Here is a 13,716-nt window from a genome sequence, read left to right as displayed (position 1 = left end):
GCGAATGTGCCGCTCCAGTCTCGGGGTCGATGGGACCCATGATCTTGGCTGCCGCTTCGTCTCGGCGGGTTGCCGGGGCGGCGGTATTGGCCGCCTCGGGGGTAGGTGGCAACAGTCAGGGCGATGTCGGTAGACGCGTGGGTCACGTCCGCGCCGGTGGCCGTACGCGGGTTTGATCTCGTGCAGGCAGGCCTGCCACACGGCGGTCTCCCCACGCCGGGCACCACCTGGCCTGCATTGGGCCCACCGCTCAGCAGCACCTCCACGCTCTGACGGTGCGAAACGTAGTCAGCGGTCCGGCTGCACCACGAGCGGCAGGAGTGGGAAGCCTTGTGCCGGGTGGTCGCTGCTCTGTCGGTGCCTCCGGGCAGACTGATGCCGTGCCAGTCATCACCGCCGTTCTCGGCGACATCACGACGCAGGACGTTGACGCCACCGTCAACGCGGCGAACAAGGCTATGCGCGGAGGCGGCGGTGTGGATGGCGCGATCCATCACAGCGGAGGCCCGGCGATCCTGCGTGACTGCATTGCCCGGTTTCCTAACGGCCTCGCCACCGGCGACGCCGGATGGACAACAGCAGGCGACCTGCCCGCCCGGTGGGTCATCCACACGGTCGGCCCGAACTACAACGCCGGACAGCGCGACCGCTCGCTGCTGGTGTCGTGTTACCGGCGTGCCCTGGAGGTCGCCGACGAACTGGGCGCGCGCAGCGTCGCGTTCCCACTGATCAGCACGGGCGTCTTCGGCTGGCCGCGCGCCGACGCCATCTCGGCGGCGATCGAGACCATCGCGGCTGCCGAGACGTGCGTCGACGAGGTGCGGCTCGTCGCATTCGAGGAAGCCATGTACAAGCAAACTCGCGCGGCGCTTTGGGTTCGGTGTCCGCCGCCGGTCGGCACAGACATGGTCGGCTTCTTGTTCGAACGCGAGCCGATCCAGTACGGGCTGCGCGGCGATCCCTACCTGTGGCGAGAACTCCGCGCGCGGCTCGCCGACACCCCGCTGCCAGACGACTGGTTCACCTTACGGACGCTCATCATGGACACCATCGAGCAGGTTGTTGGCGAACATCTCGGCAGCCGCGAACTCGCACGATGGCACGACAGCACCGAAGCGGTATACGTCCCCGAGTTCGATCCAGGCCACGGCATGTCTGCCGGCGCCGTCCAGGTTCCGTGGTGGCTGCACACGGGAGTGCCGATCTTGCTCGACCGCTACGCCGCGCTACGTGAATCCGGCGGATTCCCGGCTGACTGACTCAGTCTCACAGGAACTCTCCAGCCTGTACGACCTGATCATCGGAATGGCGCGCCTTCTCCCGCCCACCACACCGTAGTAGTTCCTCGGTCACATCCCTCTACTGGGCGGAAGCGCTCGGCAGCAGTCGGGTCCCGATGACCCCCAGGCCATCGCCGTCGCTGATCAGCTGAATCTCGTCATCCATAGCCCGCCACTCCTGCCGCGCCTCGCCGTTGACCAGCGTGACGTCGTGCACACCGCTGCGTTGCTCACTCAGATAGGTCGCCGCGGTGTCGGCGGAGAACTCACGGCCGTTCACGCTGATTGCCTTGGCGTTCCGGAACACCCAATCGGACGCAGATGTCTCTATGGAGATCGCGAGTCGGCTTCGGCCGCATTCACGTCCCCGAAGACGAGCATCGGCTGCATCGTGTGATGCCCGCCGAATTGGTGGATGCGCAGGTCCTCGTCGGACATGAATGCGACGCCGCACTTGGGGCACGGGAATGTGGGCGGCGGTGGCGGTCCGAGCTCTGGCACGATGTGAGGAAGCTCGTGGAACTCCATGTACCCCGTGTGCCAGAACCCCATTCACTCCCGCCTGGGACGTTGGACGGGACCGCACCCGTGCGGGTCGCGGCGCCAGGACGCTCATGATAACCAGGACGGTCGACATCGGCCTTCGCGCGGGTGGCAACCGCCAGTGAGCCGCGGTGGGACCAAGATGCGGTGTACCAGGGGGAAGGGGACTGCGTAGATTTCCGTGTTTGACCTGGGTGTGGTCCGTTGGACAGGACGTTGATCCTGTCCGGGAAGGACCACGTCATGGCAGACAAGAAGAATGCTGTTCAGCTTCCGCAGCCGACGGCGGCTGAGGTGGAGTTCGCGCAGCAGCTGGTGCAGCGGGCCAAGGCCGACGGAGTGTCGTTGGTCGGGCCGGGAGGGCTCCTCGCAGGGATCACTCGCACGGTCCTGGAGTCAGCGCTCGACGCCGAACTGGACGCGCATCTTGACGAAGCAGGTGTCGACGAGGAGTCGGGCCGGCGGGCCAACGTTCGTAACGGGCACGGGGCGAAGACGGTGCAGACCGAGGTCGGGCCGGTGCGGATCCAGGTGCCTCGGGATCGGGCCGGGTCGTTCACGCCGCGGATCGTGCCCAAGCACGTCCGCAGGTTGGACGGGTTCAACGAGGCGATCCTGTCGCTGTATGCCAAAGGCCTGACGACCGGGGAGATCTCCGCGCATCTGGCGGATGTGTATGACGCCGACGTGTCCCGGGAGTTGATCAGCCGGGTCACCGACAACGTCCTGGAGGAGATGGAAGCCTGGCGGCAACGGCCCCTGGACCGGATCTATCCGGTGGTGTTCATCGACGCTCTGGTGATGAAGATCCGCCAGGGGCAGGTCGCGAACCGGCCCGTCTACGTCGTGGTCGGGATCAGCCTCGACGGGGAACGTGACGTGCTCGGTATGTGGGCCGGGACCGGCGGGGAAGGCGCCAAACAGTGGGCCGGCTACCTCACCGAACTACGCAACCGGGGCGTCGAGGACGTGTTCATGGTCTGCTCCGACGGCCTCAAGGGTATGACCGACGCGATCGAGCAGGTCTGGCCTCTCGCGGTGCACCAGCAGTGCGTAGTCCACCTCGTGCGGGCGTCTCTGCGGTACACGAATCGCAAGGACTGGCAGAAGATCACCCCGGCGTTGCGGGAGATCTACACGGCTCCGACCGTCGCGGCCGCCGAGGCCCGGTTCGAGGCGTTCGCCGCCGAGTTCGGTGACCAGTACCCCGCCGTGATCCGGCTCTGGCGCCAGTCGTGGCCGCAGTTCGTACCGTTCCTCGACTACGACCACGAGGTCCGCAAGGTCCTCTACACCACCAACATCATCGAGAGCCTCAACGCCCGGTTCCGCCAAGCCGCCCGCCGACGCGGGCACTTCCCGACCGAGCAGGCCGCGATGAAGGTCCTCTACCTCGTCGTCCAGCACAAACGTAAGGGCGGCGGGAGCATCACCGGCCGGGTCTACGGTTGGGCCAAAGCCCTCAACGCCCTGCTCCTCGCCTACGGCGACCGGATTGACATCTAACAACCTCGATCACACCACAGGCCCAAACACGGAAATCGACACACTCCCAGTTAAATCGCCAGAGGGAAGAGGTGGCAGCTTCTTCAGTGGGGACCGGACGGGAGACAATCACAGCGTCATGTCTGATATACGGTCAGGGGGTTCAGTGAGCGGCGCCGACCTGGACGATCTGGATGGTGTGCCTACGCTCATCGCCCGGTACGGGCAGCTTCTGGGCGGCGGTCATGACGAGCGGGAGCGCGGCGGGCTGCTGCTGGACATCCTCCACGATCTCCTGACCGCGTCTGGCGTTCAGCTGCGGCCAGCGGCGCCGCTTGTCGGCACGAGTCCGACGCTGGGTCTGCGTCGTGGTGACACGAAGCTGTTGCTGGGTCTAACTTGGCCCGACTCGCCGCTGACGGCGCAGAACGTCGCCATGTGGCAGCAAGCCGCGCGGCAGCGTAGCAATGTGCAGGTCGCGCTGATCTCGATGTCGGGGTTCGACGCCGACGCCGGTGAGGCAATGGACCCCCAGGTCCCGTCAGTGGTCTTGCTGGATCGTACGCATGTCGAGGCCGCGCTGTGCGGCGTGCTGACGATCGAGAAGGCGATGCAGGAGGTCGGTGACCGGGCGGACTTCGGCGGCACTGCCTTTACCTCCCTGACCGACCTGCTGCTGACGGCACCGCGCCACGATCCGCCGTCGTTCGTGTCGTTCACCCGGTCGCCGATGCCGTGGGAACTCGAGATCGCCGCCGCAGGCGAAGTCTCGCTGCAGCATCTGCTCAGCGGAGGCGCGGGATGGGGTGAGATCACGGGTTTCACCGTTGATGGCCCCCGGATGCTGATCACGACCGGCGAAGGTGTCGTGGAAGTCGACACCCTGCGCGGCACCGCTCACCGGCTCCTGCCGCTGGCGGGTTGCTCGGGAAGCGCTCTGGCTTCGGCCGACGGCGGGATCCTGGTCCGGCGGGGCTCGGCCGTCGTAAGGTGGAAGGACGATGTTCTAACTCCGATCGCCGGGGACCTGGGCGATACCCGGATGCTGCTGTGGGGTCCTGGTGGCCAGGCTTGGGCCTTGTGTGGCAACGGCGCCGAACTGGGCGGCGCGACGCTGGGCCTGGTCCGGCTGGGTGGCACCGTCGGTGATCAGCAACGCTACTCGATCTCGTTCATCGCGGACGTGCTTAGCGCGGCATGGCTGGGTGACCTGCGCTTCTTCCTCGGCGCGGAGGGTCACAGCGCAGTCGTGGACCTGGGCCGCAGCACTATGGTGCGGCCCGAAGACTGGATCGAGTCGCCGCCGAGTCCCCAATACCTTGTGACCCGAGGCGGCGAGGTGATCGCCGCAGGTTCCAGTCGTACCGGCGTGCATGTTTTCCTGCATCGTGTTGATCCCGCCGCCGGAACGAACAGCCTTGTCACACAAATGCAGCTCAACCGGGTCCAAGGGCTTGGCGTCACCGCGCAGGGGCGGCTGCTCCTGCTCGGCGATGTGCGGGGCAACAGCCAAGTCCCACACCCGGTCATCGTCGAGATCAGTATGGGCTCCGGAATCCGTACCGCGGCCCGCACCAGCGGGCCAGCGACACAGGTCGAAGCTGAGCCGCCTGCGGCTGATGCGGCGAGCGGGACGCCGGTCGATACTGCGGCGCCCCTCTCGGTTGTCGCGGCGGGCGCCGCCGATCCGTACATGCCCGTGCGGCTTGTGGCGCATGGTGAGCGCAAGGACTATGCCTTGGAGCCTCGACCGCTCAAGATCGGTGGGCAGGCACAGGTGTTCCCGGCCAGACACAAGCCCACCGGAACGCCCGTCGCGTTTAAGCGGTTGCGGATGACGGGAGAGGATCAGCGGGCGCGGATGCGCCGTGAGGTCGACGCAGCCGGGATGTTCGGCTCCAACCGTCACCTGATGCCGGTGCTGGATTTCAGCGCTACCTTCGACTGGCTCGTTATGCCGTTGGCGGGTCGCTCGGCCGAGGAAATGGCGGCCGCCCTGTGCGTTGACGGACCGCTGCGGGAGCTGATCACGGCGATCTGTGAAGGCATGCGGGAGCCACACCAGGCCGGGTGGATACACCGCGACCTGAAACCGGCCAACATCCTGTGGCTTGACGGCCGCTGGGTCGTCGCGGACTGGGGCTTGGGCCGCCGTCCTCACGGGCATACCACCGCGCCGGGACGCACGCAGGTCGGCCAGCTCTACGGCAGCCTCGGCTATGCCGCGCCCGAGTTGTACACCGACGCCCACGCGGTCGGCCCGCAGACCGACATCTACAGCATCGGCCAGATCATCGGCTGGGCACTCCTGCAGACCGATCCCCGTGCGAACATACCGCATCTCCCCCCGCCAGGCCCCTGGCGGGCGGTCGTACGCGCCGCGACCCATTACGACCCACGCCAGCGCCCAGCGACCGTAGACGAGCTCCTCGCGCTGATCGCGGCCGAACTCGACCCTCCGCCGATTCCCCCCGTCAACCGTGGCCGGGCGCTCATCGCAGCGGCCCTCGAAGGAGGCGATCTAACACCGCCCGCCCTCTTCCGTCTCGCCGCGGACACGAGCAGCGACTACTTGCTGTACACGGAAGTGCTGGTCCACCTCAACAACACCCAGGTCGAACAGGCGGTGTCCGCCGACCCCACGACCGCCCGCGCCGTAGTCCAAGGCATCCAGGAGCTACCTACAGGCGGGTACGAGATGACGATCGACGCCGGCGACGTCCACAACCTCACCCTATGGCTGCTGCAAATCGCTCGTGACGCCGAATCAATCGAGGCATGGGACCTGCTCGAGGACACGGTCGACGCCATCTTTTACCTCAACAACGACTGGGACCGGGTCCACTGGGAAGTCCACGAAGCCATCCGCGCCTGGCTATCGGAACGGTCCGGCCCCGCCGCGGCCATCGCGGCGCATGCACTGCGCGCACACCCACACTCCATCCCGGTCTTCCGCGATCTCGCGCAGCAGGAAGCCGTGGACCACCGAATCCGGCAAGCAACCATCCGGGCAAGTCAGCATGCCTCCGACTACGTCTCTCGCCCAACCCGGCTTGGGCCATCCGGCGAGGTTGTGGGCCGAGTAGTTCATGGCGGCGGGCCGGCCTCCACGCGGGCGAGCACCTCTTCGTAGGCCCCGCGGCGGCTGTGCATGTGTTCCAGCCACCACGTCGCGCCTGCCTCCGCATACGTCAGGACCATGGTCCCATCGGACGGCCGGGACGAGCCGATGAGCCCAGCACCCCGTGCCGCATTCGCGGAAGTATCGGACGTCGTCCGCCAGTCGTTCCGGGACACGGTCATCCGGCCCAGATCGTCGTCCCCGCCTTTGAGTCAACCGTCCCAGTCGGCGCACGGCGGTCCGGCTGCTGCCTCCGATCCAGACACAGCTTTGGGTTGTCGCGTAACCCCGTGAAGTCGTTGCATGTTACGGGTTGCCTTATCGCCATGCTGGTCAGGTTCTCTCTGTCGCCTGAGTCTGACTCGCAATCCCTGGATGGGAAGATCATCACGTGTCAGTTGCCAAAGCATGGCCAGCGCGCGTCGCCGCGATGCTCGAACACCACCTCGGGCTGCGTCGTCAGCACTACGGAATCGCGACCACCATCGTGCTTGCTATCGGGGTGCTGCTGCTCATCCTGGCGGTCAACGTGTACCGGCTTGAACGCCCTGAGGCGTCTCCGCAGGTGCCCGCAGGGACGCCGCCCGAGTCCGTTGCGAGTCCTGCCGAACCGTCTGCACCACTCGATGACGAGCCCGATGATCCGCCGGGCCTGCCTGATGATGTCCTCGACGACTTGCGATGGGGCGGGCAAGGTACGACCTGGTTTCCGCACATCACTGCTGTGAGGTGGCGTGTGGTCGACGGTCAGCAGATGTTGGTGGCTTCGACCGACCTGGAAGCCCGCCGTGAGCACCGTGAGCTAGCTGCGAAGGTGTGTGTACAGGTCGGGGTGTACGCGTTGACCGACGACGGACGTATGTGGCCGATCATGGTGGAGGGAGGGTTGGGTGAGGTTCTGGCAATCCGCCGCGACATCTCTGACCCATGCAAGGCGCGTTTCTAAGAGGTCCTGATGAGACCGGGTTTGATCAGGTCGGTTGAAGGCGTGGCGGGCTTGTCGGTGTGCCGATTGGCTGCAGGTGATGCGGTGGGTCGTGCCGGCGACGGCGGCCCAGCGGATGAGGGCTGCGGACACGGCGGGCTGACGTTCGTAGTCGCTGGCTAGCCCGTGTTTCGTAAGGGCTTCCGGGCGGTGAGGTAGGCCCGGCGTGGCGGTGATCGATAGAGGTTGAGGTCTCCGGTAGATCGGTTAGCGACCAAGCAAACCGAGAACCTTCCGGAGGCGGTGAGCCAGGCCAGGGTGCGTTCACGACCCAGCGGCGGCGAAGCCGCGTGGTCGGCGGGTTCGCGGACGATCTCCAGGGTGTCGCGGGTAAAGTCGGCCAGCCGTCCGGAGAAGCCTTGGTCGGCGTAGACATACCGGATCGGGGTGGCCCCGCGGCGCTGCGTGAACTCGGATCGGACCGTAGCCCACGAAGGGCCGACGAGACGGTCCTCCGCCAGGCGATCGACGTTGCCGACCGAGCCGGGGCGGCTGGCGAACGGCCGTGCGAGACGGTGTTGCCACGGCAGAGCCGCGAGTGCCCGACGTCGAAGAACTGCTCGACGATCTACCCGCCGCGCGGATTGATCAGTTGGTAGCCAACGACGGTTGCTTTTGCCAGCCCTGGGATGGGCTGCCGTGCGCGTCGACGACGAGCGGGCGCTGCGCCGGACGGCATGCTGGGTGCGGCCCGCAGTAGTGGGTCGGGTCGTGGTCGCAGGGGCATGACCGGCCATCGGCCGTCGACCGTGCCGGCTTCATGGACGACGAGGCTGTTTTGACTGCCTCCGGCAGTGCCGATAACGGCGGGAACGCGAGAAGGTTGCCCGGTCACCCGAGTGAATGGATTTGTTCACTTGCTCGCTGGGCCGGTGCCTCGGGGGAAGTGGTCGTAGCTCGTTGAGGAGGTCTCAAGTGCTGGCCCTTGTCCTCATGAGGGCGGGTCTGAGCGGGTTGCGGTGCGGCGTGAGTCCGCAGGATGTGTCACGAGGCGGCTGCGGTGACGGCAGCGGCCTGGCCGGATTCGCGGGCGCAGTGCCGGCAACGCTGTGGGCAGGGCGTTTGCGGTGTCACGGAGGTGAGGCCGCTGGCGTGCAGGATGGTGGTGACTGTTTGCTCGAAGTTGCTGGTTTCGCCGATGACGGTTTCGCCGGCGACGCCGAGTAGGTCGCGATGGGCGTACCAGCGGCGCATCTCATCGGGAGTTACGGCAGTGGGCTCGGCCCGGTTGAGGTGTCGGCGGACGGTTTCGCCGAAGGACACGTTCAGGTAGAACACAGCGACTGGTCCGGGATGGCTGTCGATGAGCTGGTGTAGGACGGTGGCGTAGCGTTCGGTGTGCAGGATGCCTTCGACGATGACGTGGTAGCCCAGGTCGAGGGCGGTGCGGGCGGTCGTGGTGATGAACGATGGGGCGACTGGCTGGATGTGGGCGCTGTCGTGCTCCCGTAACAGGGTTCTGCGCAGGTAGTCCTGTTCGAGCAGGGCCGCACCGCGTCCGAAGCGGCGGCGTACCTCGCGCGCGGTCGTGGTCTTCCCGCTGCCGGAGTTTCCCCGAATGATCACCAGCGTAGGCGAGCCCGGGGAATTGCGTTCAATGCGCGACGGGTCGGAGGTCATCGTGGCTCCCCGGAGTTGGGCCAGGTGACGGTGATCGTGGTGTGGCGGCGGGTTACGAGTAGCTGGGTTTCGTCGGGTGTGGGCGGGTGTCTGCCGGTGGGGTGCACGGTGATTGTCGGATCGGGTCCGTGTCGGTGGTGGTGTTCCCAGATCGTGATGAGGTTGAGCATGTCGGTGGTGAGGGTGTCGGCATCGGGTCCGAAGCCGTGGGTGCCGAACTGCCAGGTGGTGTCGTCGAGTTTGCGCATCGCGAGGTGAGCGAAGCTGTCGGTGGTGAGCAGGGTCGGGCAGACGAACCGGTCTTGGGGGTCGACCAGGCCGGCGGTGCGTTCGCGGTCTACGGCGAGAGTGCCGAAGGGTCGGGGCTGGCTGGCCAGCCACAGGTGCAGCGACTCGAAAGAAGAGCCTTCGTGCATGGTGATGGTGACCGGCGACCATGCTTCCAGTCGCGGTGAGTGCAGGGCGGAGGCGAGTGCGTCTGGGTTCACGTCGGTGGTGGTGTCGTCCAGGGTCACTGCGATGTCGTCGCCGTGCAGGAGCAGGCGGCGGGTGGGTTGGCGTCCGTCGCCCTGCATCGGTACGAACCCGCATTGCAGTGCGGCGGTGGCGAGGAGATGGTCTTCGTGGCGTCGCAGGGTGAGGCACTGGGTCATGCCGCGTATCCGCAGTGGCACGATGAGAACACCGGCGGGGGTGAGTTGGTCGAGCCAGGCCGGTGGAAGGTCCGGTGTCTCCACGGTGACGATGATGGCGTCATACGGGGCGGCGGGCGGGTGTGCGTACTCGCCGTCGCCGTGTACCACCGCGACCTGCCGGTAGCCGGCACGGTCCAGGCTGGTACGGGCGCGGTCGGTGACGTCGGCGTCGATGTCGACGGTGGCGACTGTGCCGTCGGTGCCGACGACGTCGGCGATCAGCGCGGAGTTGTAGCCGCCGGAACCCACTTCGAGGACCCGGGCACCAGGCCGCAGCCTGGCTTGCTCCAGCATGTAGGCCTGCAGCCATGGCGCGGAGATCGAACTCGTCGCGCGTCCGTCCGGGCCGCGTCTGGTGATGACGACGTCGTCGGCGTACGCGGCGTCGATGCTGACGCCGTCGGTCGCGAACAGATGTCGCGGTACCCGGCGAAACGCCGCCTCCACCGCTGGCGAAGTGATCCACCGGCCGGCGAGGAGTTGGTCGACGAGCCGGGCGCGGGCCTCATCAGCGGAGACGGTGTCGAGCGCGGAACCAGCCATGGGTTGACCTCCGTGAACGGGCGTCGGTGGGGATGCGGATGCGCGGCGACGATATCGGGCGCATGTGACAAAACGTTCCTGGGGCTGCTTCATGGGGAAATCCCCGGCATCCCACCTGTCGCCCTACCGGTGTAGAAGCGCGTTCGGGATGTGCGCTGGTCGGGCGCGGCGCACAGTGGGTTTGTCGGTAGACGGGGACGGATCGAGTGCGGCGGTGCCCGCCCGACCTGACCGGCGTCGAGGGGGAGATCGTCGAGCCGACTCCGCCTTGCCGGTTCGTCGTCTGGACCGGAGTGGCCCGGTGACCGTTCCTGGGCACGGCACTAGCGACTGTCATACGGGCAGCGTCGGATGCCCATCTCGCCGTCAGATCCGCCGAACACGGTCAGGAGGCAGGGCTACGGCTAGGTGACGGTCGGTAGGGCAGCGAGTATACGCCGAAGGCGGCGGCGGAAAGCGGCGGCATCAAAAGGGGCGGTAGCGGCAAGCTTCGTGAGGTACGAAAGTAGAGCGGGTTCAGCGTCGCGTCACTTGGGGGGATCGAGGCTCGAACAGCCTATTCGGCGCGCTGTAGGGGAGGTGATCTGTGTGGGGGCAACTTCAGATGTCGGACTGGAGGCCATGACTTCCCGGCGGTGGAGAAAGAAGCTTGTAGCGGGTGTGCTCGCGTTCGACGTCGCGGTTGCGATTATTGGCCCTATTGTCGATACGGTTTTTTGGGAAACTCCGCACTACACTGGGTTGATGTCAGGCTCTGCTGCCATTGGTCTCGTAACTCTTGTCGGGTTCATCTTCATTCTGCGGTCGATGCGCGGCGTTTCTGCAACCGACGCGGTACGTGACTCCATAGCCGTATCGTTTGTGGCTGTCTTTCTCGTTATCATAGGTTGGGCCGCCTTTTATTCGGGTTACCCTGGGAAAGATCTCCCACCTCTGGCGGCGGGGCTATTGCCCAACTTCATCAGTCTGGTAGGGGTGGTGCTGGCCTTCTACTTCGGCACAACCTCGGTGGATAAGTTCGTCGAGGCGAAGTATGAGTCCAGAGCTAAAAATCAGACCTCACAATCTAGTCAAAGAGTTTCTGAAGTTGAGGAGTAAGCGCCGCAGGGCAGCCATCGGCCGGTGATGGTGAGGGCGCGGGTTCCGTCGGAGAGCAGGACGGTGCGGGGCCAGATGGTGATGTGTTCGCGTTCTACGGCCTCCGCTGGAGGGGCCAGGTGGTCTTTGGCACCCACGAACGCGCATCGACTGGATCGCCCGGCGGGTCGACCCGCTTCTCGCTGGTCAGCCAGCTATCCTCCGCCAGCGTGACCGCACCACCGACCCACCCAGTTGACGTACTACTCCTGCTCACCCGCGCCGACCACGTCCTCCTCGCGCTCCGCGACGGCACCGGCTACGCCGACGGACAATGGAACCTGCCCAGCGGCAAACTCGAACCCGACGAGGACGCGATCAGCGCCGTCATCCGCGAGGCCCGCGAAGAAGTCGACGTGCGGCTCTCCCCGGACGAACTACGGCTTGTCACCACGGTGCACCACCGCAACCCCTCCGGACACGCCCGCGTCGGCCTCGTCTTCACCGCCACCCACAACCCTCGCCAGCAGGGCGAACCAACCAACGCGGAACCGCACAAATGCGCCAAGATCGAATGGTTCCCGGTATTGCTGCTGCCTATGAACACCTACCCGTACACCACAGCCTGCGTCCAAGCCTTCCGCGACGGCCGACCCCTCGCCCTGGACGGCTGGCAGTAATCCGAACGCCGGAGGCACGACGACACCCGACAAGGGAATTCCGGGTAACCCGGTCGCGCATGCGCCGAGGCTCTCGCCGTGCTCCAGCGCCCGCAGGCGCGGCCGGAGCGGATCACCTGATGCAGAAGGACGCCCCAGCGGTCGTCGCCAGCGTTGTCGATCAGATGGGTGTTCACACACGCCGCATGCGGCCGGCGGCCAGGCGTGGCTGAAGGTTCTTACCGTCGCCGGCGAGATGGTCTTCGTCCGGCAGCAGCGCGGCCCGTACGCGAGATGTCTGCTGCTGCCAGCGGCAGGATCCAGCTCGGAGAGTCGGCGCAGGACGCAGTCCACCGGGAGGCGGCAGAAGAAGCCGGCTTCGAGGCCGGCGAGCTGACACCGACTGGGATATACGAGATTCGCGGCGAGAATGGCTCATACCACTTCCTGATGTTCGCCTTCCACGCCGGCATCGCGATCCAGGTGACGCCCGGCGGGCATCACGTGAACGGGCGTGCTCCAGGCAGCGGTCGACGACGTGCAGCCGCATCCGACGGTGATGCAGATCCTCGATGACGCGTTTTGCCCGCTACCCCGTGCGGGACATCAAGGCAGGACTGCGCCGACGGAATCCTGATGCGCGGGCGTCTGACCTCAGTTGCGGGCACCGCACGAAACGCGGCGTGTCCCGGTTCGTCTCACCTACAGCGGATCATTGGGGGACTGGTCTCGGTGGCTCCAGTCGATGTTTGTGGGTCGTTGGCGTGTGGCGGCGTACTCGATGAGGGCTGCTCGGGCTGTTGCGGGAGTGACTCGGGCGAGTTCGGGGGAGATGTCTATCAGGCCAGTGTCGGGTGATTCGTAGACGGTGATTGGTGTGTCGGGTTCGTGTTCGGTGGCGTAGCTGCCGTCGGGTAGCCACTGCACTGCTGCGCGGTCGGCGTCGATGTCGATGTCGATGCGGAGGACCGGCGTGTCGTGGGTACCGATCGTGAGGGTTTGTCCGCATCCTCCGTGGGGCATGATCGTCTGGGTCTGTTCGTCGAACCAGTGTCCGGCGTCGTCGGGGCTGGTCGCGTCGTGGGCGTGACCGTGGTAGTCGCGTAGCAGCAGTGTCACGGGGTGATCCTTTCTCCGGTGCCGGTGTAGACACGGTGCCACCATGTGGTTCCGCCGTCGCGGGTGACCCACACGCGGAGGCGGCTACCCGCTGGAAGGATGGCGGGAAGCATCTTGTCGCAGGTCCAGGGGTAGCTCTGGTCGCGGTCGTTGCTGCCGCAGACGGTGTTGTCGATCGCGAGGTCGGCCTCTTGGGAGTTGGTGTGGCGCATTCGCGCGGCGGCTTTGGACTCTGCGTGGTCGTAGAAGGTGACTGGTGGTCCGCGTAGCGGATCGTGGTCCAGGTCGGCGGCCAGGGACCGGTCGCCGCCTCCTGAGTAGATTTCCTCGCCGTTGAACAGGCCGAGGGTGGGCCGGGTCGTGCCGGCGGGGCGAGTCTGGAAATGGTCGGCGGCGGGGCGTATGCGTTCGGGCAGGGTCGCCGGATCGGCTGGTATCCAGTCGGGGCCGACCGGCCGTGGGATACCCGCCGTCGGTGTTCCGCTCGGTCCACCCGCGTCGCCACCGGAATCTTGCTGGGGTCGTGCCGCATCGTCGGCTGCTGCGGGTGCGGCGGGCGGTCGGTTGGTGTCGCTTCCGCCGCCCATCG

At 66.4% G+C, this 13,716-nt stretch carries 12 protein-coding genes; 7 read left to right on the top strand and 5 right to left on the bottom strand.

The window, feature by feature from the left end; all coding sequences use genetic code 11:
* Window positions 1-380 precede the first annotated feature (380 nt).
* Window positions 381-1,259: an O-acetyl-ADP-ribose deacetylase gene (locus tag O7597_RS00395; RefSeq protein ID WP_281581715.1), complete on the top strand. Its 879-nt coding sequence runs from the start codon at window positions 381-383 to the stop codon at window positions 1,257-1,259.
* A gap of 100 nt (window positions 1,260-1,359) precedes the next feature.
* On the opposite strand, the gene O7597_RS00390 is transcribed toward O7597_RS00395, so the two are convergent.
* Window positions 1,360-1,560: a hypothetical protein gene (locus O7597_RS00390; RefSeq protein WP_281581714.1), complete on the bottom strand. Its 201-nt coding sequence runs from the start codon at window positions 1,558-1,560 to the stop codon at window positions 1,360-1,362.
* Window positions 1,561-2,066: 506 nt separating this feature from the next.
* Here O7597_RS00390 and O7597_RS00385 point away from each other — a divergent pair.
* The 3 genes from O7597_RS00385 (at window position 2,067) to O7597_RS00375 (ending at window position 7,375) form a co-directional block, all read left to right on the top strand.
* Window positions 2,067-3,329, top strand: coding sequence for an IS256 family transposase (locus O7597_RS00385; protein WP_281581678.1), 1,263 nt, complete (start codon window positions 2,067-2,069; stop codon window positions 3,327-3,329).
* Between the two features lie 145 nt (window positions 3,330-3,474).
* Window positions 3,475-6,441: a serine/threonine-protein kinase gene (locus tag O7597_RS00380; protein WP_281581713.1), complete on the top strand. Its 2,967-nt coding sequence runs from the start codon at window positions 3,475-3,477 to the stop codon at window positions 6,439-6,441.
* A 379-nt stretch (window positions 6,442-6,820) separates the two neighbouring features.
* The gene (locus O7597_RS00375) at window positions 6,821-7,375 is read left to right on the top strand and encodes a hypothetical protein (protein WP_281581712.1); all 555 of its coding nucleotides are present in this window, start codon (window positions 6,821-6,823) and stop codon (window positions 7,373-7,375) included.
* A 1,023-nt stretch (window positions 7,376-8,398) separates the two neighbouring features.
* On the opposite strand, the gene O7597_RS00370 is transcribed toward O7597_RS00375, so the two are convergent.
* Together O7597_RS00370 and fxlM are read right to left on the bottom strand one after the other, a co-directional pair.
* Window positions 8,399-9,034 (bottom strand): AAA family ATPase, encoded by a 636-nt coding sequence (locus tag O7597_RS00370; RefSeq protein ID WP_281581711.1) that lies wholly within the window; start codon window positions 9,032-9,034, stop codon window positions 8,399-8,401.
* Window positions 9,031-10,272 (bottom strand): methyltransferase, FxLD system, encoded by a 1,242-nt coding sequence (gene fxlM / locus O7597_RS00365; protein WP_281581710.1) that lies wholly within the window; start codon window positions 10,270-10,272, stop codon window positions 9,031-9,033. The genes O7597_RS00370 and fxlM overlap by 4 nt, the downstream gene beginning before the upstream one ends.
* Before the next feature lie 588 nt (window positions 10,273-10,860).
* Between fxlM and O7597_RS00360 the strand changes: the two genes are divergently transcribed.
* The 3 genes from O7597_RS00360 to O7597_RS00350 all read left to right on the top strand — a co-directional run bounded on the left by O7597_RS00360 (window position 10,861) and on the right by O7597_RS00350 (window position 12,584).
* On the top strand, window positions 10,861-11,370 hold the full coding sequence (locus tag O7597_RS00360) for a hypothetical protein (RefSeq protein ID WP_281581709.1): 510 nt from the start codon (window positions 10,861-10,863) through the stop codon (window positions 11,368-11,370).
* Between the two features lie 209 nt (window positions 11,371-11,579).
* Window positions 11,580-12,029, top strand: a complete 450-nt coding sequence (locus O7597_RS00355; protein ID WP_281581708.1) for an NUDIX domain-containing protein — start codon at window positions 11,580-11,582, stop codon at window positions 12,027-12,029.
* A 273-nt stretch (window positions 12,030-12,302) separates the two neighbouring features.
* Window positions 12,303-12,584 (top strand): NUDIX domain-containing protein, encoded by a 282-nt coding sequence (locus tag O7597_RS00350; RefSeq protein WP_281581707.1) that lies wholly within the window; start codon window positions 12,303-12,305, stop codon window positions 12,582-12,584.
* A 126-nt stretch (window positions 12,585-12,710) separates the two neighbouring features.
* On the opposite strand, the gene O7597_RS00345 is transcribed toward O7597_RS00350, so the two are convergent.
* Together O7597_RS00345 and O7597_RS00340 are read right to left on the bottom strand one after the other, a co-directional pair.
* Window positions 12,711-13,127, bottom strand: coding sequence for an Imm1 family immunity protein (locus O7597_RS00345; protein WP_281581706.1), 417 nt, complete (start codon window positions 13,125-13,127; stop codon window positions 12,711-12,713).
* Window positions 13,124-13,714, bottom strand: a complete 591-nt coding sequence (locus tag O7597_RS00340; protein ID WP_281581705.1) for a DddA-like double-stranded DNA deaminase toxin — start codon at window positions 13,712-13,714, stop codon at window positions 13,124-13,126. The genes O7597_RS00345 and O7597_RS00340 overlap by 4 nt, the downstream gene beginning before the upstream one ends.
* Window positions 13,715-13,716: the final 2 nt, after the last annotated feature.

Source organism: Verrucosispora sp. WMMC514, assembly GCF_027497295.1.
In the GTDB taxonomy this organism is placed as follows: Bacteria; Actinomycetota; Actinomycetes; order Mycobacteriales; family Micromonosporaceae; genus Micromonospora; species Micromonospora palythoicola.
This window is presented reverse-complemented; position numbering and strand designations above follow the sequence as displayed.

What these genes read in the sequence shown, in the direction of transcription:
- O7597_RS00340 (WP_281581705.1), bottom strand. Translation starts at nt 13,714, where the DNA reads ATGGGCGGCGGAAGCGACACCAACCGACCGCCCGCCGCACCCGCAGCA.
- fxlM (WP_281581710.1), bottom strand. Translation starts at nt 10,272, where the DNA reads ATGGCTGGTTCCGCGCTCGACACCGTCTCCGCTGATGAGGCCCGCGCC.
- O7597_RS00370 (WP_281581711.1), bottom strand. Translation starts at nt 9,034, where the DNA reads ATGACCTCCGACCCGTCGCGCATTGAACGCAATTCCCCGGGCTCGCCT.
- O7597_RS00385 (WP_281581678.1), top strand. Translation starts at nt 2,067, where the DNA reads ATGGCAGACAAGAAGAATGCTGTTCAGCTTCCGCAGCCGACGGCGGCT.
- O7597_RS00350 (WP_281581707.1), top strand. Translation starts at nt 12,303, where the DNA reads ATGTCTGCTGCTGCCAGCGGCAGGATCCAGCTCGGAGAGTCGGCGCAG.